Annotated in this window: 12 protein-coding genes and 2 pseudogenes; 6 read left to right on the forward strand and 8 right to left on the reverse strand. The window is 71.0% G+C overall.

Features of this window, described 5'->3' with window-relative positions; genetic code table 11:
• Positions 1–403: 403 nt before the first annotated feature.
• Both ACFXGN_RS22880 and ACFXGN_RS22885 read right to left on the reverse strand, forming a co-directional pair.
• Positions 404–1204, reverse strand: a complete 801-nt coding sequence (locus ACFXGN_RS22880) for a serine protease (protein WP_384862171.1) — start codon at positions 1202–1204, stop codon at positions 404–406.
• Between the two features lie 331 nt (positions 1205–1535).
• Complete coding sequence (locus ACFXGN_RS22885) at positions 1536–2060, reverse strand: RICIN domain-containing protein (RefSeq protein ID WP_384862174.1); 525 nt, start codon at positions 2058–2060, stop codon at positions 1536–1538.
• Positions 2061–3350: 1290 nt separating this feature from the next.
• Here ACFXGN_RS22885 and ACFXGN_RS22890 point away from each other — a divergent pair.
• From ACFXGN_RS22890 to ACFXGN_RS22900, 3 genes are all read left to right on the forward strand, one after another.
• The gene (locus ACFXGN_RS22890) at positions 3351–4385 is read left to right on the forward strand and encodes a hypothetical protein (protein WP_384862176.1); all 1035 of its coding nucleotides are present in this window, start codon (positions 3351–3353) and stop codon (positions 4383–4385) included.
• Between the two features lie 242 nt (positions 4386–4627).
• Complete coding sequence (locus ACFXGN_RS22895; protein WP_384862179.1) at positions 4628–5503, forward strand: hypothetical protein; 876 nt, start codon at positions 4628–4630, stop codon at positions 5501–5503.
• 107 nt (positions 5504–5610) lie between these two features.
• Positions 5611–6054, forward strand: a complete 444-nt coding sequence (locus ACFXGN_RS22900; protein ID WP_384862182.1) for a hypothetical protein — start codon at positions 5611–5613, stop codon at positions 6052–6054.
• Here ACFXGN_RS22900 and ACFXGN_RS22905 read toward each other — a convergent pair.
• Positions 6036–13481: a LamG-like jellyroll fold domain-containing protein gene (locus ACFXGN_RS22905; RefSeq protein WP_384862184.1), complete on the reverse strand. Its 7446-nt coding sequence runs from the start codon at positions 13479–13481 to the stop codon at positions 6036–6038. The two genes, ACFXGN_RS22900 and ACFXGN_RS22905, sit on opposite strands and share 19 nt — an antisense overlap.
• Before the next feature lie 819 nt (positions 13482–14300).
• On the opposite strand from ACFXGN_RS22905, the gene ACFXGN_RS22910 reads away from it, so the two are divergent.
• Positions 14301–14825: a hypothetical protein gene (locus ACFXGN_RS22910; protein WP_384862186.1), complete on the forward strand. Its 525-nt coding sequence runs from the start codon at positions 14301–14303 to the stop codon at positions 14823–14825.
• Here the strand turns inward: ACFXGN_RS22910 and ACFXGN_RS22915 are convergent.
• From ACFXGN_RS22915 to ACFXGN_RS22935, 5 genes and pseudogenes are all read right to left on the reverse strand, one after another.
• A pseudogene (locus ACFXGN_RS22915) lies at positions 14815–14985 on the reverse strand (IS110 family transposase); the annotation flags it as partial. The gene ACFXGN_RS22910 and the pseudogene ACFXGN_RS22915 overlap by 11 nt on opposite strands.
• Positions 14986–15155: 170 nt before the next feature.
• Positions 15156–15338: a hypothetical protein gene (locus ACFXGN_RS22920; RefSeq protein WP_384862189.1), complete on the reverse strand. Its 183-nt coding sequence runs from the start codon at positions 15336–15338 to the stop codon at positions 15156–15158.
• 96 nt (positions 15339–15434) lie between these two features.
• Complete coding sequence (locus ACFXGN_RS22925) at positions 15435–15563, reverse strand: hypothetical protein (protein WP_384862191.1); 129 nt, start codon at positions 15561–15563, stop codon at positions 15435–15437.
• Between the two features lie 387 nt (positions 15564–15950).
• Complete coding sequence (locus ACFXGN_RS22930) at positions 15951–16541, reverse strand: hypothetical protein (protein ID WP_384862193.1); 591 nt, start codon at positions 16539–16541, stop codon at positions 15951–15953.
• Between the two features lie 159 nt (positions 16542–16700).
• Positions 16701–17672: a dimethylarginine dimethylaminohydrolase family protein gene (locus ACFXGN_RS22935; protein WP_384862196.1), complete on the reverse strand. Its 972-nt coding sequence runs from the start codon at positions 17670–17672 to the stop codon at positions 16701–16703.
• 1674 nt (positions 17673–19346) lie between these two features.
• On the opposite strand from ACFXGN_RS22935, the gene ACFXGN_RS22940 reads away from it, so the two are divergent.
• Together ACFXGN_RS22940 and ACFXGN_RS22945 are read left to right on the forward strand one after the other, a co-directional pair.
• On the forward strand, positions 19347–20126 hold the full coding sequence (locus tag ACFXGN_RS22940; protein WP_384862198.1) for an META domain-containing protein: 780 nt from the start codon (positions 19347–19349) through the stop codon (positions 20124–20126).
• A gap of 438 nt (positions 20127–20564) precedes the next feature.
• Positions 20565–21133, forward strand: a pseudogene (locus tag ACFXGN_RS22945) (N-acetylmuramoyl-L-alanine amidase); the annotation flags it as partial.
• Positions 21134–21166: the final 33 nt, after the last annotated feature.

A 21166-nucleotide genomic window follows, 5' to 3' on the forward strand; every position in this document is an offset into this window, starting at 1 on the left:
AGTTCTCGTGCAAATACGCGAACCAGTATCGGGTGACGGGGCCCGCCGGTGGAGGTGTAGTCGAGAACTGGTGTGGTGCGCCTGTCGCGGGGCTGTTCGGAGCCGATCGGTTGAAGCCGAAGCGGCAGTCCCGCTGGGGCGGGGCGGTGCGTGGGGCTGGCGCGTGGCGCGCAACGACTCGCGAGATCACGTAGGAGCACACCTTCCGCTTCACGAAGCGGACACTCGGGACGGACGGCCCACAGCGCCGGATCGACCGGGGGCCCTTGGGCAGCCCACGACCAGTCGAGGATGTGCGGGTGGCCACCACCCACCAGGAGGTCGTGTTCGTCACGGCGATCGGGGCTTCGGGGTGTTGCGGTGGTACGGCGGGGCGGGGCGGGGCGGGTGGGGTGTGTGCGGGTCAGATGCCGGTCTTGCCGGTGATCCAGGTCCGGTAGGCGCCGACGTTGGTGTGGACCGACGGGTAGGTGCCGCTGCACGTGGAGTGGCCCCAGCTGATGATGCCGATGACCCGGCCGTTCTGGGTGAGGGGGCCGCCGCTGTCGCCTTCGCACGCGGAGATGCCGGAACCCTTGTCGTAGGTGCAGATGTGCGTGAGGTTGATGTTCTGGCCGTACCAGCGTAGTTGGCACTCGCTCAGGGGCAGGACGGTGGCGGTGGCCTGCCGGAGGGTGTTCGACGAGGTGCCGTTGGCGGTGGTGTGCCCCCAGCCGGTCAGGACCGCGGTGCCGCCGAGCAGGTCGGGGAGCGCGGGCAGGGCGATCGGCTGGATCTGCGGGGTGTAGATGATCGGGGCGGCGAGTTTCAGCACGGCGATGTCGTTGGGATTGCCGGCGGCGTTGCCGTCGTAGTTCTCGTGCAGGCGGTACTCCTGCGCCGGGTAGATCACGCCGGCGGGGTCGAGGGTGTTCGACCCGGCCGCGACCCGCAGTCGGTTGGCGGCCCTGCCTTCCAGGCAGTGGGCGGCGGTCAGGACCCACTGCCGGTCGATGATCGACCCGCCGCAGCTGTGTCGCCAGCCGGTGGAGCCCTGGTACTGCAATGAGACCTGGTACGGGTACGCGCCCGCCGGGGCGTCCGTCCCGCCCACGATCGCGGACGCCTGCCCTGCCCCACCGCCGACCATTCCGGCCGCCGCCAGTACGGCTCCCAGCACCGACGCCACCATCCGCCCGAACCGGCCGGTCTCGCGCACCGTCATGCCGCCACCCCCGTACGACGTTGCACCCCCTCGGAGTGCGACCGTTTCGGAGCGTGACGGTCAGATACGGGGCCCGCAAGCGGCGAACCGGCCGTTCCCGGGCGACGGGTCCGGCCGGTTCGCCGCACACCCGGTCGGTATCAACATCCGGACCAGGGCCGTCGACTGCTGATGAGCCGTACGAACCGGGCCTACGAGGAAGGCGCGGCCCGAGGGCTGACCGGGCGGGTGCCAGATCTCGTGGCGGACGGGCCCGCCCGGGAGCACCTCAGGGTCGGCTCTGCCTCGGCCCCGGTGCGCCCGGACGGATGGAGGGAAACGGGGAGGGGGTTCAGGGCGCGGCGGTGAACGTCCAGCCGGTTTCGAAGGCTGTCCACCCGCTGAGGGCGATCGGGGTGCCGGAGGCGGCGGGGGTCGCGTCGACGGGGCCGTGTTCGAGGATGCGCAGACGGGTGCCCGGGGAGCCGGTGGGGTGTGGCTGGGCGGGCTTGGCCGGGTCGAAGGTGCTCCCGGCGAAGCCGGGGTAGCCCATGGCCCACATCTGCCGACGTCCCTCCGGCTGACCGGCTGCCGCGTGGGGCTGCTGGGTGATCGTGCCGTCCGGCTGGACGGCCAGGGCCAGACCGCTGTGGACGTTGACGATCCGGAAGAACGTGTACTTGGTGCCGTGGTGGTCGACTTCGAAGCGCCACCGCTGGTTCGCACCGTTGTTGCGGGTGTAGATGATCGGGGCGATGCCGGGTGCGGTGGACAAGCGCGGCATGTCCCACACCAGCGTGGGATGGGACGCCAGGGCGATGTACAGCTCGCCGTCCGGTGCCTGGTGCGTCTCGTCGAGGTCGCGGAACTGTGCCATGTAATCCCCTTGCTCCGTCTACGGTCCCGCCACTGGGCGGGGCCGTCGTCGGCCCTCGCCCGGGACGGACCTGTGGACACGTCCGCCACACAGTAGGAAGCCCGCCCGCCGCTGCCCAGAACGCCAATCCGGCCATCGGGCCCGTACACAGCGGGAAAGGTGCGGCCAGCGCCTGCCGCAACCGTGGCGCATCCACGTATCCGCAGCTGAGCGCTTTGTGCAACGCGCCATGTCCACGCCGACACTCGGTGGTCCGTGCACCGTGGGTTCGCCGTGATGCCGAACGTCTCGCTGTGGGGTCCCCGGCGGGTGTTGTCAGGCCGGGCTTTCGACGGACTGGGTGCGGAGGGTGGTCGGATTCTCTCGATCAGCCAGTGCTGGTTGGGCTTGTTCCGGTAGTTCCACCGGTCGGTGTCGGCGCCGTCGTCGACCGTGCCCCCGTGCACGGTGAGGGCTTTGTCGCTGTTCTGGTCGACCACCTTGGAGCGGGGCCGCGGTATGCCCCGGCATCCACGAGTCGCCACACGGATACGGGCCTCGCCCCGGCCGGTCCCGTCGATCGTTTCCTCGAAGACATGCGGAGCCAGCGGCCCTCGCGACCCCGCTATGAACCCGCTGTCAAGGAACGAAGTCCCGCCACCGACGTAGTCATGGGACTCGTCACCTCACGCCGACGTGAGGAGACGCCCGTCGTACTGGAGCGGCGTGAACAGGGGTTGCTGTGTCTTCTGGAGGGCGACGCCGATCGCCTCCACGGCGCGCTGCCGCCGTTGTCCTCTTCCCACACCTTGTACGCGATCAACAGCCCGTCGCCCGAGAGGGGCCGCTGTCCCACCGCGCCGTCGCCCGGGAATCCGTGCCGCTCCCCGGCGTCGACGCTCCCGAACGTCGGCGGCACATAGCCGGAGCTGGAACCGCTCCGGCTGATGCCGAAGAAGTCACACCCCGGGCCTGTGGTCTTGGAACACCACCCGGCCGCAGGTCGGCAACCGTCCCCTGCCCGGCCGCCGGGCGTGAGCGGAGCGCGCACCTCCGGGACGGGCGGCGCTTGGGTCAGAGGAGCCGTGCCCATGGCGCGAGGCCCGGAGGCGGAAGCTGGGCGTGACACCTTGCCTGGCCCGTCGTTGAGCTGGAAGGTCAGTGAGGTGGAGGCTCCGGGGTGTCGTGACGCCCGGGGCCTTCGTCTTGCCTTGCGACACCGGATCGGTGGATTGCTTGGCCCGCTGCTAAGGACTGGCCAGCTGGGACATTCCACGCACTCCATATAAATGAGATTAGTTCGATGAAAGGATGCCAACGATGCTCGCCGTCGAGGATCTGACGCAGCAGGCCGTGCGTGCCTTCGTCTACGCACTGAACACCCGGGACGGTGAAATCATGCATCACACCGTTCATCGCGGTTTCTCCTTCACCGTGAAGGCGCTCCGGCAGAGCGGCGGGATCAAGCAGCTGATGTCCTCCGAGGCGCTGCTGGCGGTGGCTGCCCAGAGCGACGACGGCCTGACCTTGGCCGGGGCCATGAAGTACGCCCCGTTCACCCAGACGCTTCCCGCGCGCTGGGTGTTCACGACCGACGGGGACGACAGGGTCCTCAGCCTCACCGTCGACGACCAGGCGGAGCTCACCGACGAGCAGCGGGAAGAAGCCAACGGCGCGGTCGAGGAACTCGAGAAGCAGGCCACCGCAGCCGTGTATGCCCGGGTCCGGGACGACGACGGGCGCACTCACCTGCCCGGCACGGCCCGCCGCCGGAAGATCGGTTCGGTCCCCTACCTGCACGCGTGGAAGCCCGGCGCTCTCGGCGCGATCAGCTGGATCAACACCGGCACGAAGCTGGAGGACCCGGAGGTGTTCAAGTCCTTCGCCAGTCCGGAATCCGGCGACTCCGTCCGCAAATCCGCCTCCAGCAGGGTGGACTTCCGGCTGTCCCTGGTCCTGGGCTGGGACGGGGACGACTACCAGAAGGCCGTGGTCACACTCGACGCCACGTCGTACTTCAAGGACGGGACATCCATTCTCGACTTCGGGACCTGGATCAAGGAGAAGCACGGTCTGGTCGACCGCGCCGTTCCGCGGGTGACCGGGACGCTGACCCTGACCGGTTCCGACGGAGTGGTGATCAGCACCGAGGAGATCACGGCGAAGGGAGTGAAGCCGCCCTACCCCATGTCCTTCACCCGTGAGTACGCCCTTGCCGGCCTGCCGGCCGGCCGCTACACCGTCGCTCTGACCGGCGCGGTCAAGACCGGTGGCTTCCAGTTCAGCGGGGACGACAGCACGGTGGACATGGACGACCGCTCCATCACGTTCGACGTCGGCGCCTGAGCCGGAAGGGCCGAGGAGACGAGAGGGCACGAGGTCGCCGGGCTGCCCGCTCCGGCGGGCAGGCAGGTGCGGCGGGAGGCCGCCGAACAGGTGTGGGCGCATCCTCAGCTGCCGTCGCACGTCAAGCCGTTCGCGACCCCGTCATCCGATCGGCTGAGTACGGCTCGTCACGGCATCGGCACGCCGTTGATCACCTAGCGTCTACCCGCCGCAACGAACTGCTGACCCGGGAGGACCGCCCCATGGGCTACCTGCGCACGACCAGCTTCCTGATCTTCCACGACCCGAAGGCGCCCGATACGGAGAAGACGTTCGACGCGGCGGAGATCGCGAAGATTGAGGCCGAGCACGAGGCCGGCAAGCAGGCCCGCATCGACGCCCTGATCACCAAGACGCTGAAGGCACCGGCGAAGAACTACTCCCTGGCCATCGAGGTCCCCGACGGCGTCCCCACCGGGGACGACACACCGGCCCCGGCGACCGTCACGCGCGAGGGACTGCGGGAGATCGTCCAGCGCGTCCAGGACGACAGCATCATCGACGAGAACGCGTTCAAGGACTACCTGCGCGAGACCTTCCGCGCCGGAAACGAGAAGAACCTCCGCGACTTCGCGTGGGAGGTCTACGGCATCGTGACCTCCAGGGCCACCCTCCCCGACACCAAGTACCGCCCGGCCCGCGACGCCTTCAACACCGTGCGGTTCAAGGACGGCGCCCGCTTCGGCGTCAACGAAGTCGCGGACAGGGTGTTGTGGAACAACAAGAAGACGATGTTCGACAACATCGACCACGTCGCCACCACCCGGGCCCAGCACCAGCTGCTGTGGGTGAAGGTCGCCGACGGCGGCTGGGAGGAGGACGGCAACTGGGGTGGCTACCTCCAGATCACCTCCGGCGGCCACCTCAAGGACCTGTGGATCGACTCCATCGAGGGCTGGGTGACCTCCCAGGGAAGCAAGGTCGACGGGACCACGTTCTACGACATCGGCCCCTACTACGAGATCTGGCAGGGCACCAAGGAGAACGGCAGGCCCCTGATCATCGAGAACGACCAACTCCGGTTCGTCAAGGGCGCCACCCCCGGCAGGTTCCAGATCGAGGACGCCACCTGGCACTGACCTGGCCCGCAGAACCGAACGCCCCGTCCAAAGGAGACCCGGACGGGGCGCGTACTGGCCTCGTCCCCGCCCCGGACCTCCCGCCCTCCCGGTGGTCGCGGGCCGCTGTGGGCGCTGGACACCGACGCCGTCCGGGCCGCGATGCCCATCTCGCCCATCAGCGGAGCGCGGCGGCGGACCGGATCGCCGAAGCGGTCGGCGACACCCCCAACCCCACCGCGTACGGCGAGAAGGCGTACGTGACCGCGTTCGTCGCGCGGCGGTTCGTCGGCTGCGGTCTGCTCGTCGACCTGAGCGCGAACCCTGACGGGGCGCTGCACCACCCCGGCCAGGTCTGTCGGCGCGAGAACCCGGCGGACCCGGTCGCCGCCGACGCCCCGCTGGAGAAAGCTCGCGGCGCTGCCTCCGGCACCCGCGCCCGCTTGATCCAGCGGGCGTTCGTACAGCACTACTGTCGCCGATCCGGCGCGCTTGTCGCCCGGGGTGGGCATCACCGTGCCGCCGGGCCGGGGTCCGGCCCGGCGGCAGGCGGCTACTCCGTGATGCCGTAGTAGTCGGTCAGGAAGGTGATGATCGAGTCCGCGTGTGGGAGCAGTTGGGGCAGGTGGGCGGTGAGGGCGGTTCGGGTGGCTGTGGCGAGGTGGGCCTGGCTGGTGGTGGCGGTGCGGACGTAGGGGTCGAGGCGGCGGATGAGTTCGTAGTTGCTGGGGATGTCGAGTTCTTTCAGCACCGTGTCGACCGGGGGTGCGCCGTCCGGGGGGATGGGCGGGAGGATGCGGGAGATGTAGGTGACCCGGTGCAGGATCCGCCAGCAGGGGGGTTTGTGGTCCGACTGGCGGGCCTGGCGGAGGGCCGTGGCGTTGGCCTCGGCGCTGTCGGCGAGCCAGGTGGGGTCGGCGACCTTGTTGTAGAAGTCGTCGAAGTGGGCGCTGTCCTGGCCCAGGTAGAAGGTCATGAACCGGTAGGCGTCGACCTTGCCGGGGGCGAGGACTGGCGTGCCGTTCAGCTCGACCGGACTGCCCTTTTCGTCGTACTTCTGGAGGTCGTTGGTGGGGGTGCAGGCGACGCTGAGGCTGTGGGTGCGGGTGGCCTCCTTGGAGCGGTGGCGGGTGGTGGTCGTCCCGCCGCCGACGGAGCCGTCGAACTGGACGCCGGAGCCGACGCCGAAGACCTCGAAGTCGACCTCCAGGGAGCTGGTGACGGAGCCGGAGAGGCTGTAGGAGCCGCCGGTGGTCTGGGTGACGACGTCGACGGTGCTGGTGGTCTCGGCGAAGAAGCCGCCGTCCGCGGTCCAGACGTAGGTGTTGGCGATGTTCCGGTTGGCGAAGGCGTCCCGGGTCCGGGTGGGCTCGCCCTTCGCGGGGGTGGCCGGGGTGGCGCCGATGGCGGAGTTCAGCACCCGGGCGGCGAGGTCGTGGGTGGGGTCGGGGTCGTGGGTCTCGGTGGAGACGGCGTTGTAGTAGCTCTCCAGTTCCTGGCGTTCGCGGAGGATGCGGCGCTTGAGGGCGTACGCCTCACGGGGCTTGAAGTAGCTGTACTCGCCGTACTGGCCGGCGTTGGGGTAGGCGGTGTCGAAGACCTTGGCGCCCTTGGCGTCGAAGCCGACGGCTCCGTCGAGGGTGCCCTGCTTGGTGTACTGGGGGTTGATGGGGAAGGTGAGGATGTTCCAGTCCCGGGGGATGTCCGGGTTGGGCATCATCCGGTAGGCGACGAGGGTGCCGGAGTGGGCGAGCCGGAGGGCGTAGACGTCGGCGGTCTCGGACTGCACGAGGGCGTACCCCTGGTTGGTGGGGACGTATCGCGCGCCGATGGTCGTGTTGCGCTCGCTGCCCTTGGCCTCCCAGTAGCCGGTGAGGGTGGCGGTGGTGGCCCGTTCGGTGGTGGTGCCCTGGGAGAGCGAGGTCTCGTCCGTCCAGGCGTTGGAGAATTCCACGGTGCCGCCGGCGCGGGCCCGCAGGGCGACGGAGGCGGCGGGTTCGGCGGTGCCGATGCCCAGTGGCGCCGAGATCATCAGGACGTTCTCGTCGATCTCGAAGCCCGCCGCGAAGCTGAAGCTGCTGTCGACGCTGCGTTCCCGGGAGGAGGAGAGCGAGGAGGTGACGGAGTCCGCCTGCTCGAAGGTGACGCTGGAGCAGCCTGCGGGCTCGGTGGTGGTGGTCGTGCGGGTGAGGTTCTCGGACGGGACCGGCGGTGCGCCCTCGATGTAGCCGATGAGCTGCGGATCGTACTGGACCTGGCCGACCCATTCGCTGGTCAGGTCGCCGACCTTGTATCCGGTGGTGAGGCTCCAGACGCCGTCCTTGAGGTGGCTGTAGCAGCGCTTGAGGACGCCGTACGTCTCGCCGGTCGGGGTGTACTGGAGGTCGGCGTACTCGGTGACCGCGGGCGGTGCGGAGATCTTCTGGTGGAAGGGGGAGGTGATGCCGGTGAGGGCGGAGCGGACGGCCGCGGTGTCGGTGGAGACCGGTGCGGAGGAGGTGGTGACGGTGGGCCGGTCGGTGCCGGTGCCCAGGGCGAGGTCGTTGCCGCGCAGCGAGTGGTCGGCCACGGTCGCGGCGTCGGCGGTGGTGGAGGCGCTGTCGAAGGGCCAGTAGCCGAGCAGGTCCTTCTTGTCGCCCTTGATCCGGGTGAAGAGGTTGTCGAGGAGTTGTTCCTCGGTGCGGGCGGTCTGCCAGACGCGTACCTCTTCGAGGGTGCCGTGGAAGAACTCGGCGTGGGTGGTGCCGCCGGTGTTGATGGCGCCGAGGGTGAGCTGGTTGCCGCTCCAGCCCTGGAGCGACGCGGTGGTCACGGCGGTGGAGGGGAGGGGGCGGCCGTCGCGGTGGAGACGGAAGGTACTGGCCTGGGGGTCGGGGTCGGTGGTCCAGCGGGCGCCGCGCAGTCGCAGGGTGTGGCCGCCGGCCGGGTCGTCGGTGGTGCTGCCCTCGTTCTCCTCGAAGCTCCAGCGGGCGATCAGGCCCTCGTCGCGGGGGTGGAGCGGGGTGCCGAGCTGGAGGGTGTCGCGGGCCTTGCCCCAGAGGCGGATCTCGCCGATGCTGCCGGTCAGTGAGGCGGTGTCGGTGCTGTCGCGGACGCGGCCGATGTCCAGGGTGCCGTCGTTGCCCTGGGGGCCGGGGCCGGTGTAGCGGCCGGTTCCGATCTCCTTGCCGTCCACGACGAAGAGGATGTCGTCCCAGGTCTTGGTGTCCACCCGGTCGATCACGTCGACGGTCTGCTTCTTCTCCTTGCCGTCCGCGTCCTTGTAGGTGATCTCCTTGGTGCCCTTGATCTCCTCGGTGGACCTGCCGCTGCGGCGGACCACGGCGAGGCGGTGGAAGCCCGCGGTGATGGCCTCGGCGGAGGTGTAGCGGCGCAGTACGGGGCCGGGTTCCTCGAAGGCGAACTCCAGCTTTCCGTCGGCCAGGACGGAGAGCTGGTACGGGACCGTGCCCGTGCTGTCGCCGAGCCGCCCCTTGGAGATCAGGCCCTGGCGGGCACCGAGGGCGTCGACGGTGGCGAAGACCTCGATGGTGAGGTCCTCGGTCAGGTCCAGCTGGTCGGCGTCCTGGGTCTCCGCCCAGGAGGAGCCGTCGAAGCGGAGCCCCCAGGACTGCTCGTACACGGCGGCCAGATGGGTCCACTGTCCCAGCGGCAGGCGCTGGTCGCCGAGCCGGGTCTGGTCGCCGACCTTGGCGACCACCCGGTGGCCGAGGGGGGAGTCGCAGACGGCGGGGTCGCCCCAGACGCCGCCGTGCCGCTGGGAGGTGGAGCGGTCCACGAGGGCGAGCGCGCCCGAGGCGACGGCCGTCGAGCCCTTCTCGTAACCCCAGGCACCGGTGAGGCCCTGCTCGTTCCCCGCCGCGGGCAGGTCTTTGAGCCGCGTGATCTCCTCGGAGGAGCGGGCCGTGTTCCAGGTCCGGAGTTCGGCGAACTGTCCGACGAAGAAGTTCTGTCCGCCCTGGTCGGTGCGCCCGACGATGAGGGGGCCGACCGGGGTGGGGGCCGTGGTCGCGGTGCGGCGGCCGACCTCGGCGCCGTCCCGGTAGACGATCTGGACCTTGGTGGTCGCGTTGAAGGTGGCCGCCCAGTGGTGCCAGTCGGTGTCGGACCAGGTCCCGGTGGTGGTGAGCGTCTGGGCGGAGCTCCCCGTGCCGAAGGAGAAGGAGAAGGCTCCGGCGGAGGTGAAACCGAAGGTGAGCCCGCTGGCCCCGCAGGAGACGAGGGTGTCGGCCGTCGCCGTTCGGTTGGCGCCCCGCTTGATCCAGCACTCGATGGTGAAGTCGCTGTTCGCCGCGGGATGGCCGTTGTCGATACTCATCGCCTGACTGCCGGTCAGGGTCATGCCGGGCGGGGCCGCCAGCAGCATCAGCGCGGCCTTCGTCTCGCCGGACTCCAGCTGGACGAGGCGCCGACGGACCGCCCTGGCGTTGCTCTCGGGTTTGGCCCACAGCTCCACAGTGAGATCCCCGGCCGCGACCGCGACCTGGGTGAGCAGGGTCCTCGGCAGGGAGAGCCGCTGGGCCGTGCCGTCGAAGGAGAGGGCCCGGCCGGGTGAGTCGCCGCGCCAGCGGGGGCCGTGGCCGGGGGTCGTCCCGTCGGCCGTGGCGAAGGGGGCCAGGGTCTCCAGGCTCTTCGCGCTGACGACGATCCAGCGGGAGCCGCGCTCCAGGGAGACGCCGGGTCGGGACGCGGCGGCCAGGGCCGTGTCGTAGCGCACCAGGGAGACGGGGGTGTCCGCGACGGCGGCGGCGCCCGGGGCGGTGGCCAGGGTCACCGTGAGCTGCCCGGCCTTCACGGCGGCGGCGACCCGGTGGGAAGTGGCGCCGATGCTCAGATAGTGGGTGTCGGTCAGGTCCACCGGAGTGCCGTTCGCGAGCGTGAGCGTGGTGCCCGACACGCTCCTGACCACGCCGATCCGTACGGGTTCGTCCTGGACCCCGTTGACGACGGCCGCGAGGTCGGCGGCGCGGCGGGGCACGTCCCGGAAGGTCTCGGTCTCGGTGCCCCGGGTGATGGTCAGGGTGCACAGGCCGCTCACGGATCCGGCGGTGGTGATGATCGTGGTGTTCTTGGCGAGGTTGACGGCGGGATCGCGGGCGGTGAACAGCAGGGTGCCGTCCGTCCCGGAGAGCCGCTGGGTCGAGCGGACGGTGGTGGTGTCCAGGTAGGCGGCGTAGAACTGCTCGTCGGAGCCCTGGTAGTAGAGGGCCACCCGGCCCGCCGCGCTGTCCAGCAGGAAGGGGGTGGAGGCCGTCTTGGCGAAGCCGAGCAGGGCGCCCGTGGTGCTGAGACCGCTCGCGTCGACGCCGAGGAGCGGCACCGCGAGGGTGACGTCCGCGGCCCCCTGGGCGCCGTCGGTGAGCCGGGCGAGATCGGCCCTGGCCTGGTCGAGGGAGAAGCCCTTGGCGCTGAGCGCGCTCTCCTTGGACGCGATCTGACCGTCGATGCGGGCCTCGCTCGCGCGCTTTTCGGAGTTGAGCACGTCGGGCGCGGGCCGGTGCAGATCGGAGACGGCGATCCGGACCTCGGTGGACTGCAGGGTCCCGGCACCCAGCCACAGCTGGCTCGCGACGTTCTTGAAGCCCCGGGCCATGCGCTCCAGCGAGTAGGTGCTGCTGATCTCCCACTGGGCACTGTCGGGCAGCGCCTGGCCGAAGGAGCGCTTCTTGAGCAGCAGCCTGGCGCCGGCGTTGTCGCTCTCCGGCTCCACGACCCGGTAGCCGTCCGCGCCGAGGTCGACGATGGCCACCCGGCTCACGCCCCGGGGGCCGGGCACGGGCAGCAGCTGCCACGCGTAGGACCGGTTCAGTGTGGTGACCGGCGCGCCGTCGGCGGTGGTGCCGTCGCTTCCCAGGGTCACGAGCGAGCCGCCCTGGGGCATGAGAGTCACCTGCTGCCGGAGCAGGTCGATCACCCAGGGTTCGGCCGGCAGGGTGCGGTCGGGCCCCAGTGCCGCGCGCTCCGCCCGCAGCGCGTCGATCTCCGTCTGAAGGGTGTCTGCCTCGCTCTTGAGGGTGGTGATCCGCTGCTTCAGCTGGTCGACGGTGTCGGCGGGAACATCCGTGGTCTCGATGTCGGCGAGGGCGACCACATCGGTGATCTGGGCCAGCCGGCCGTCGAGACCGACTCCGAAGTCGACCGCGACGAGGCTCGCCTGATCGGCGGAACTCCCGGCTGTCCGGGTGGCGCAGGCCAGCAGCACCCGCGCCTGCCGCTTGGCCGGCTGGACGGTGCGGTCGTGGCCGGAGGCCAGTTGTTCCTGCTGGTAGTAGACGGCGGCGGCGAGTCCGGAGACGACGTCCTGCCCGCTGAGGGTGAAGCTGTCGCGGCGGACGCCGGGGTGGTCGCCGATGGGCGCCTCGGACGCCACCCAGGAGATGCTGCCGGTGAAGGTGCCGTGGGCGGCGCTGTCGCTCTGGTCGTAGGCCTTCGTCCCGCTCGCCTCGTCGAAGCGGTAGTAGGCGGCCAGACCCTCCTCGTTGCCGATGAGACGGTAGCTCCGCTCCTCGGCCAGCTCGGTCTGGGAGCGGGCCCGGTTCCAGATCCGTACCTCGTCCACGACGCCGGAGTAGCTGCCGCCCCGCCCGGTGGCGGAATTGTTGTTGATGGCGAGACGGGTCGTGCCGGGGGGCGCCTTGGCCAGCGCCCCTTCCGCGGCCTTCTCCCCGTCGACGTAGAGCGTCGCGGTCGTCCCGTCGTAGGAGGCGGCGATGTGGTGGTACTCGCCCTTCTTGAGCGCGTTCCTCGCGGTCACCGAACCGGTGGGGTGTTCGAGCGTCAGATGCCGGTCATCGGTCGGGACGCTGTACAGGTCGGTCTTGTCGGTGTGGACGCGGAGCTTGAAACCCTTCTGGAAGTCGTAGTCGGCCTGGCCCACCACCACTCCGCCCATCCTGCCCGGCTTGACCCACGCCTCGACCGCGTACGGCGTGTCGCCGAACCCCTTCGCGGGGACACCGCAGTCGATCCAGTTGCTGACACTGTCGGGAAAGCTGATCGCGCTCTCGGCGTGCAGGGCCTCCGGCACCACCGGCACCAAGTCCCGCCGGGTGAAGGGGCAGACGCCCGGGGCGCGTTCGTAGACGGAGTCCCGGTAGGCCGGGTCGGGGCTGGTCCAGTACCGGGTGCCCTGGGTGTTGAACAGGCCCTCGGTGCCCTGCTCGACGCTGAACGAGTCGATCCGGCTGGTCAGGGCGTTGTGGGCGAAGAACTGCCAGCGCTGGCGGCCCTGGACCGAGGTCGGGGTGAGCACGGCGGCGAACCGGCCGTCCTTCAGGTTCCGGATGAACGCCAGCTCCTGCGTGGGTTCGAAGAAGGGCCGGCCGTCCATGTCCGTGGCGCCCAGGCTGTCCTTGGCGGACGCGGGGGCGGTCCTGTGCCGACTGCGCCGGAAGCGGACCTCGTTGACGGGCTTCAGCACACCGCCGACCAGCAGGAAGCGGTCGACGAGCAGGGTCGCGTCCACCACCGGCGTCTTCGCGCCCGCGGTGTCCTTCACATAGTCGGTGCGGGTCACGTCACCGGAGCTGCCCTTGCCCGTGAGGACGTGCACCGCGTCGGCGTGGTCACCGTCGACGGCCTGGCGCAGCACCACGACATGGGTGCCGTCCGAGATCACCTGGAAAGGGGCGCCGGGGGCCGTGAGGCGCGCGGTGGAGGACAGGAAGGTGTCCGTCTCGTCGGCGGCGAGCAGTTCGTCCCCCGTGGCCTCGGTCCGGCCACCCCGTTTGACCACGGGCATCGCGGTCGCGCCGACCACGGCATAGCCGACTTTGACGATCTCGTTCGGGAACGGTAACTCGGCCGGGTTCTCCGACCAGTAGGCGGCGTCCAGCTCACCCTTGGCCTCGTCGTGGGTGGACAGGTCGAGCACCGTGTAAACGATTCTGCGGTCCTCGTCCAGCGCGAAAGCCAGGGCCGTTCCCTGGTGGCGCGCCACCGTCGTACGGGTGTAGCGGCGGTCGCTGTAGACCTTCAGCAGACTCCGGTCATCCGTCATGAGCATCCGTCCTCGGCGGGCCCGCCGGTGAGTACGGCGGGCAGCGGGCATGACACCGTGCACGACAAACGCGTGGCTCCGTCCACCGATCGGGAGATCCGGTGGGAGAGCCGCCGGACAGTGGACCACGCGGCGACAGCGCACGAATATCGAACAAAATGGCCAACCGGCCGCAGAAGGGTGCCGAGTGACTCAAACCGCACGGCTACCCTGGGTAAGCCCCGGCCCGTCGCGGAGAGCGGGCGCTCCGACCGGAGAGCTCGGGACCAGCACGATCCACCTGCCCACGCTCGGCCGCCGGGCCGACGGTACCGAAGGCCACGAGCGGGAAGAATGACCGGTTCGCCTTCGGCGGATCGCCACCGCGCTGCGGATGGCCCGATCACCCCGGTACGCGCCCGCGGTCAGGACCGTCCCGAGCCGGTGGGACGTGGACCTCGCGGACGGTGTCGATCAGATCCGGGAACCGGCCCCCCCGCGCCTTCGTCAGCTGCGCCGAGAGGCGCCGGTACATCGGCGCCGTATACGGCAGCACGCCCTCCGACACCAGGCGGTACATCACCCGCCGCAGCGTGCCCCCGCCGTCGTAGCCCTCGATGATCTCCCGGGCTACTCCACGACGACCGGCCACCGGATCCGCTCACGCGCCATGCCGGTACTCGTACCCATCGCGCCGCCGCCGGGCCTCACGGTCGGGGCCTACCTCTTCCCACGGCTATTGCGTGGAAGGACACCTCATGCGGCTGAGCCGTCAAGCGGAGCCCGGTCTCCGTCGGAAATGAGGTACTTGCTGCGGACACGGCCTGGGAGACTGCGCGGGTGACTGAGACGACCCCTTACGACGCCGACCGTGCCCGATTCACCCGCCAGGCACTGGCACGCCTGGTCCTCTGCGACCACGCCGTGGATGTAGCGGATAGCGCGAGGGGACTGGTCGCCACCGAGAACGACCCTGACACTGGTCCCGGGGGTCGGGTCAGCCAAGCGTTCCAGCTCGTCGAACTCGCTCAACGCGCATTGGCCTCGGCCGTGATCTACGAACGCGAACGGGGCAGCTCCTGGTCGGAGATCGCCCAGTACTTGGGGATCGACGCCGCGGAAGCGGGCGCTCGTTTCGCCGCAGACCTGGACGGCTGGGACAAAGCCTTCGACGCTCCCTACCGCCTCGACGAAACCGGCCGCAAGCGCGTACCGCAGCTGCCGACGGCGGCGTACGACCCCTCATGGGCCTGCGACCAGCTCGACCTCTGGGCCCGCCTCCAGCGCATCGATCGGCACCAGGCTGTGAGTTCCGGTCTGGTCATGGCCGCCCCGGAGGAGGAGTCCTCGTCAGTCACGCCGTAGCGGTGTCCACCGGAAAGGCCATCGCTTCGTCGAAGGGGACACGAGTCTGGAGGCAGTGGTGGAGCTGGCCGATCATGCGGTTGAACAGGTGCCGCAGGGCTTGCGTATGCCGGTCTCCGTGCTCCCGTCGCTTCCGGTGGTGCGCGTTGGCGCCCGGCGAGCGCGGCCTCGCCGGTCCACGCGAGGACGGCCTTGACGAGGCGCTCGTACGGTTCGCGGTCGAGCGGGAGCTCCGCCTCGATCAGCCCGTCGGGGTCGTACAGGACCGTGTGGCTGCTGGTGTGCATGGTGGCCTCGCTGCCGGGAGCGTCTCGTGCGGATGGCCGACGGTCACCGCTGGGGGTCCTCGCCGCCGTCGGCCCGGTCCTCCTGGTCCTCGCCGTGCCGACCGAGGAACCGGGCGGATCCGCGGTCCGCGCGGGCGAGCGGGGCCGGGGAGGGGACGCCGTACGCGGGAGGCCGAAGGCCGCGGCCCTCCGGGACCGGGGCGGTGGTGTCGTGGCGTGCGCGCATGAGGCCCCGCTTCTCCGGCTGGTGGCCCGTCGGTGGCTTCGCCGCCACGCAGCGTGGGGGCTGGCCCGCAACGGGATCGCGGGCAATCGCGGAGGTTCACTCCAGGGCGTCGATCGCGGTCGCGATGAGGTCGCGGGCGGCGTCGCCGTCGGGCAGCCACACGGCCGCCGCGCACACCACGCTCAGGAGCAAGCGCGGCCACGGCGACTTGATGGTCTGGAACACCCGGGTCCGCCCAGCGTCGAGCAGCTCGGCCAGGGGCCTCGGGCGAGGGCTCGGGCGGGGTGGTCGTGTCGTTCAGGTGGCGTCCTTCGGGGCGGTGGGCGGAGCCGCGATACCGGCCCGGCAGAAGAGCAGAAGATCAGCTCCTGCCCGATCGCCGAAGGTTGCTCCGGGGCCGCCCCGCGCGGCGCGGTCGTGGAGATCACGGTCGACGGCGAGGCGGAGCCGGTGCCCGTGAAGCTGGGGGTGTGGCTCTCGAACGCCAAGTCGAGGCGGGACAAGCTCCGCGCGGAGCAGCTGGCCGCCCTCGCCGCGCTCGGACAAGGCGGCCGGGCGGTTGCAGGCGGCCTGAAGGACGCCCCGGGGGTTGTTGTCTCCCAGTGTGAGCGGTCACTTGATCAGGGCATTGGCCACGATGACGGCCACGCCCAGGAGGGCGGTGGAGGTGCCGACGAGCGTGGCGCCCCGCCGACTCCGGCCACCCGCGCGGCCCGCGGCGGCGCCCCAGCCGAACAGCAGAAGGATGTTCATCCCGAGGATCACGTACTCCAGGTACAGCGCGGGCCACAGGCCGGTGTCGGCGCCCAGGAGGAGGACGACCGACGGCAGGGTCGCCACGACGAGCGGCCACTCGTCGAGGAGGCGGCCAGCCAGCTCGCCGGGGGTGTGGCGGCCGTGCGCGCCGTACGAGACGAAGTGGGCGTAGCCGTGGGCCAGGGCGGCGGCGAGGGCTGTGGCCACCAGCCACACGGCGCTGTAGTGGAAGCGGTGGGCCGGATCGGCGGGGTGTGAGGTGAGTGCGGCCACCAGGGAGCTGGCGAGCACGGTTCCGTAGACGCCCCCGAAGAAGAAGCCCGGCGACGTGCGGGACGAGGAGCCCCGCGTCCTTGAGGTGGCCCGCTGCTCCGGGACGCCCGGTGCTTCTCGCACCTCGGGGGTTTCGCGCGCGTCCTGTGGGTGGCGGGTGGGGAAGGCGCCCATGACCCTCCTTCCGGGGTCGGTGGTCCGGGATGCCGTTTCTCCTCAACGGGAGGGGCGGGGCGACGATTCCGCCGTCCCGCCCCTCCCGTACCGGCACCGCTGGACAGAGGACCTCCGGCCCCGTGCGGGACGGGGCCGGAGGTCCCTCCCCGGGGGTCTTCAGAACCTTCGCAGCAGCGGCTGGGTGCTGCACCGGAAGGACCCGCCCAGCGAGCGGGTGACGGAGAAGTCCACGTACTCGACCCGGACACCGAAGCCCTCCACCCGCTCGCCCACGAAGGCGAAGGCGGGGTCGGTCACGTAGACGTCGGGGCCGAGCGGGAGACCGTTGGTCGCCAGCAAGGTGGCCCGTTCCAGGTCGACGGTGATCCGGTCCCAGTCCTTCAGCGACTCGGGCAGCCCGTCCGGGAGCGCCTCTTCGCAGACGACCAGCAGGCCCTCTCGGACGAGCCCCAGGGCGCAGTCGAGGTGCAGCATCCGCTCGTGCAGCCGGACCGTCTCGACCGTGTAGCCGTGCGGGGCGAGGAGTTTGTCCAGCCAGCGGATGCCCAGCGGATTCGAGGCCAGTCCGGAGGTGCCGACGAAGACCCGGTCGCCCAGGACCAGGACGTCGCCGCCTTCGAGGAAGGGCCCGGGGCCGAGGGCGGGGTCGTCAGGGGCGGCGACCTCCGGCACCGGCACGGCGACGTACGTACAGTCGGCCGGGTAGACGTGGTCGAGCATCACCGGCCGCAGCGGCAGCACCTCGCGGCGGCGGTGCAGGAAGCGCATGGACGCCTCGACGACGTGGCGGCCGACCGTGAAGAAGGGGTCCCGGGCGAAGAAGTTCGCGTAGCCGTCGGTGCCGGCCGCGGCCTTCTCGGCCGCGGTGAGCGCCCGGGGGCGGTGGACCCGGACCCCGTGCCGCTCCAGCACCGCCCGGAACGCCTCCCGCTCCCGCTCCCAGCGGGCCTGACGGGCGGGATCGAGGTCCCGCATGTCGCCACCGACGGGATTGCGCAGCAAGGAGTCCGCCGGGAGGAACCGCATGTCGTCCGAGGAGACGGCCGACGAGGGGACGGCCACCTCGCTGCGGGCCAGCACCACGGTGCGCAGGGGGGCGAACTCGCTCTCGACGTACACCTCGGACATCGCTGCTCCTCCTGACGCCGCCCATCGTGCGGGCCTTTTGTCGCCTCCCCCTTTTTGTTCTTTCTTGTGAAGATAGCGCCAGGCTCCGCGCCCCGCAGAAGACCCGGCGGGGTGCCGTCGCAGAGTTCTGGTGGCAGGGAGCGCCGGGATCTGGCGGGTCACGGGGCGGTGCCGGCGTTCGATCGCGGTGGGACCGCCCGGGGCGGAGACGGTGGCCAGGGTGCGAGCCGTCGCACCGCTGGGCGGGAAACGACGGCCGCGCCGGTGGACCAGTCGCCGCGCGAGACACCCGGCTCCGGGTCGAAGCACCGGCCGCGGTGACACGCCCTCGACACCGGCACGGACGGGTCCCGGCGGGGGCGCCGTGCGTACGGCTCACGGACGATCTCCACGCTCGTACCCCAGCCAACGGCGTCAGACAGCGACCGGACACGGCTCCGCCGGGCGGCGCGCCGGAGTCGGGGGCGGCCCCGAGACCGGGGCGGATTCCCGGGGCCGCCGGACCGTGCACGCGTCACTCAGCACAACAGCCCGGACTCCCCCGAGGACGCGCAGCCGCGCCCGGCGGACTCGGCCCTGGCCCCTCGGGCCCGCCCGCACCTGTGTGTTCCGGAGTCGGCGGTACCCACGCCCAGGGGGTGGCGGCGGGGCCGGGATCCTGGCGGGCAGAAGAAGGCGGGGTGCGCCCGGCGGCCCTCCCGCCCGGGGAGGCTTGTCCAGGTGCGATGGGCGGGTGACGGACGTCCCCGTCGACCCGCAGCAGCGCGCCGCCCTGGAGACCGTGGCTGCCGCCATGGCGTACCCGAGCCCCCCGGGCAAGCTCCCAGCGTGCCCAGGGGAGGCTTCGGCTTGCCGGAGACCGACTCCGGGCCACCACGTCCCAGACGGTGACGCCGCGACCTCGGGAACCCGTCCCGCCCCGCGATCCGGACGCTGGGCAAGCCCTCCGCCCAGAGGGGCTTGCCCGACGGACCCATGGCGGATCGGCGGGCCAGGCGTGACCGATCCGTCTCCCCGCATCGGCCAACCAGCACGTCAGTGCCCTGACAGGCCCATGCGACTCCCGACCGGGACGATCACCGGCCACCGATCACCGATCACCGGCCACCGATCACCGGTCAGCCGCGCCCACGCCGTGAAGCCGGGATGCCCGTGCCCCGGTGACACCCCGGCGGGATCGACTCCGGCGGGATCGACTCCGGCCGGGGTGATCAAGCCGGTGCTCAGGGAGGTTTGCCCAGGTCGCCCCGGGCTTGCCCGGCAGGCGTCGCGGAGCTGGGGCGGCGGAAGAAGCGGCGGCCGGGCCTGCCCCGCTCCTGTTCGTCCTCCGGGGCGGGGCGGCGGCCTGGACGCGGGCGGCTTCGGCGGCGGCCTCCTGGCAGGGGCGGCTACTCCCTCTACGACCCTGTGCTCGGCCGCGTAGACCGTGACGTCCGAGAGGCCGGGCCCGCCGCCGCGGACCCGGCCGCGCACGCCGAGCGGTGGACGGCCCGAAGGCCCTGGCGCCGAGAGGCGCTCTACAACCTTACGGGGACCCTGTCCGTCTCATGCTGCATGTACAGGAGTTCCAAGCATGGATGCCGTACGGGAAGCATCGTCGGATCTCTGTTCGCCGCTCTGCTGCTCATCACCGGGTGTACGCCGACAGAAACGGATCGGGCCCCGGTCACGGCCATGCCCACGCCCACGGGACCTGGCGGGAACGGGGGGCTGCTGGTGGGAGCACGCTGGTACGTGCAGTGGATCAGCGCAGGAGGGCAGGTGACCACAGCCCCGCCCCGGGCCGCCGCCTGGCTCGAGTTCGGCTACGACGACACGACCCTGGGAAACTACGGGTGCACCCCGTTCGAAGCGGCGACCACTGTCACCGAAACCACACTCACCGTCGGCCGGAAAACCGATGAGGCGTCCACGGCCGGAACCTGCCCGAAGGCGCGTCTCTCCTTCGAGGAAGAGCTGCGGAAGCTCCTCAGCGGGCCGTTCACCATCAACCAACGCGTCGACGACCTGACGATGGACCTGAAGAACCGGCAGGGCGACTTCATCGCGGTGAAGCTGATACGGCCGAAGGGACTCTTCGGCTCCCGGTGGCGGCTCGACCACCTCGTCGTGGGCGACTCCATCGGACCGGTGATCGGTGGTAGGGAGGTGTACTACGTCTTCCACCGGAACGGGACCGTCACGGGCAAGGCCGGCTGCAACGACTTCACGGGCAGGGCCGTCTTCGAGAACGATGTCCTCCTGATGTCCCGGCTCACCCCGACAACCCGCCGGACCTGCTCGCAAGAGCTCATGGACCAGGAGAAGGGCCTGCTGACAGTCGGGCTGGGAGACGGGGAGCCCCCGCGCCGCATGTACTACAACAATGTCCTGACTCGCTCCTTCCAGGCCACCGACGAGAGTCAGGGGCTGAACTACTTCGGGTACAACTGGGTAGCGATGTCCGACGGCTGACGCCATCGTGCGCCGCCGAGCAGGAGGCGGGCGCGGTTCCGGAGCGCAGCGGGCGGTGCCTTTCAGCGGTGCGGTGAGGCGTCGGCCGACTTCGCGGAGGATGACCTCGGCGAGGGCTCCGCGACGGTCGCTCCTGGGCAGGACGGTGGCGCGCTCGGCGGCCGTCAGGGCGCGTGGGTCACGAACAGCCGGTTCGGGGAGAAGTGGGGCCGGGGCCGAGGGCCCGGCGGCGCGGTTGCGGTACTCGCCACCCCAAGTTCCCGGTGGTCCGCCGGGCCGCGACCGTCACCGAGGTCGACCCCGAGGACCCCGGCCGCGTCGGTCCGGCTGTCTTCAATCCGACCGGCACCTTCTTCCACCCCTTGCGGCGGGCGGCTGCGTGCAGTCCGGCGACGGCGCGATGCTGGCCGGGTCCTGGCACTGGCCGGAGCGTGCCCGATGGCGGCGCCGCTGTCCTCCGACGTTTTCCCGCGCGCGCTCCTCGATGAGGGCTTGGACGTCGTGGGGTTCCCGGCCGGTAGACCCGGAACCGCGACGCGCGCGGGCCCTGGGGCCCGGTGCACGGAGTAGCCGTCCACCACACCGTGACCTCTGGGACGGCCCGCACCGTCGGCATCGTCCGCGACGGCTACGAAGGGCTGCCCGGCCCTTGTGTCACGGGACGATCGCCAAGGACGGCCGAGTCCACCTCATCGGCCACGGACGGACCAACCACGCCGGGCTCGGCGCCCCCGACGTGCTACGTGCCGTGATCGTGGAGCAGCCGCTCCCGGCCGACGGCGAAGCGAGCGTCGACGCTAACCGCCACCTCTACGGCGTCGAGTGCGAGAACCTCGGCGACGGCATCGCCCCGTGGCCGGACGTGCGGTTCCTGTCCATCGAGCGCGCTGCGGCGGCCCTGTCGCCGGGGCGCCCGGCCGGTCCTGGGCCACCTGGAGCGGCAGCCGGGGAAGCCGGGCCCCAGAGGCATCCCCATGGCCGGGATGCGCGAACGGATCGCGGCGCGCCCCGGCCACGGCGCCCCCGGCACCGTCCCGCCC

The sequence above is a fragment of the Streptomyces sp. NPDC059247 genome (assembly GCF_042754005.1).
GTDB lineage: Bacteria > Actinomycetota > Actinomycetes > Streptomycetales > Streptomycetaceae > Streptomyces.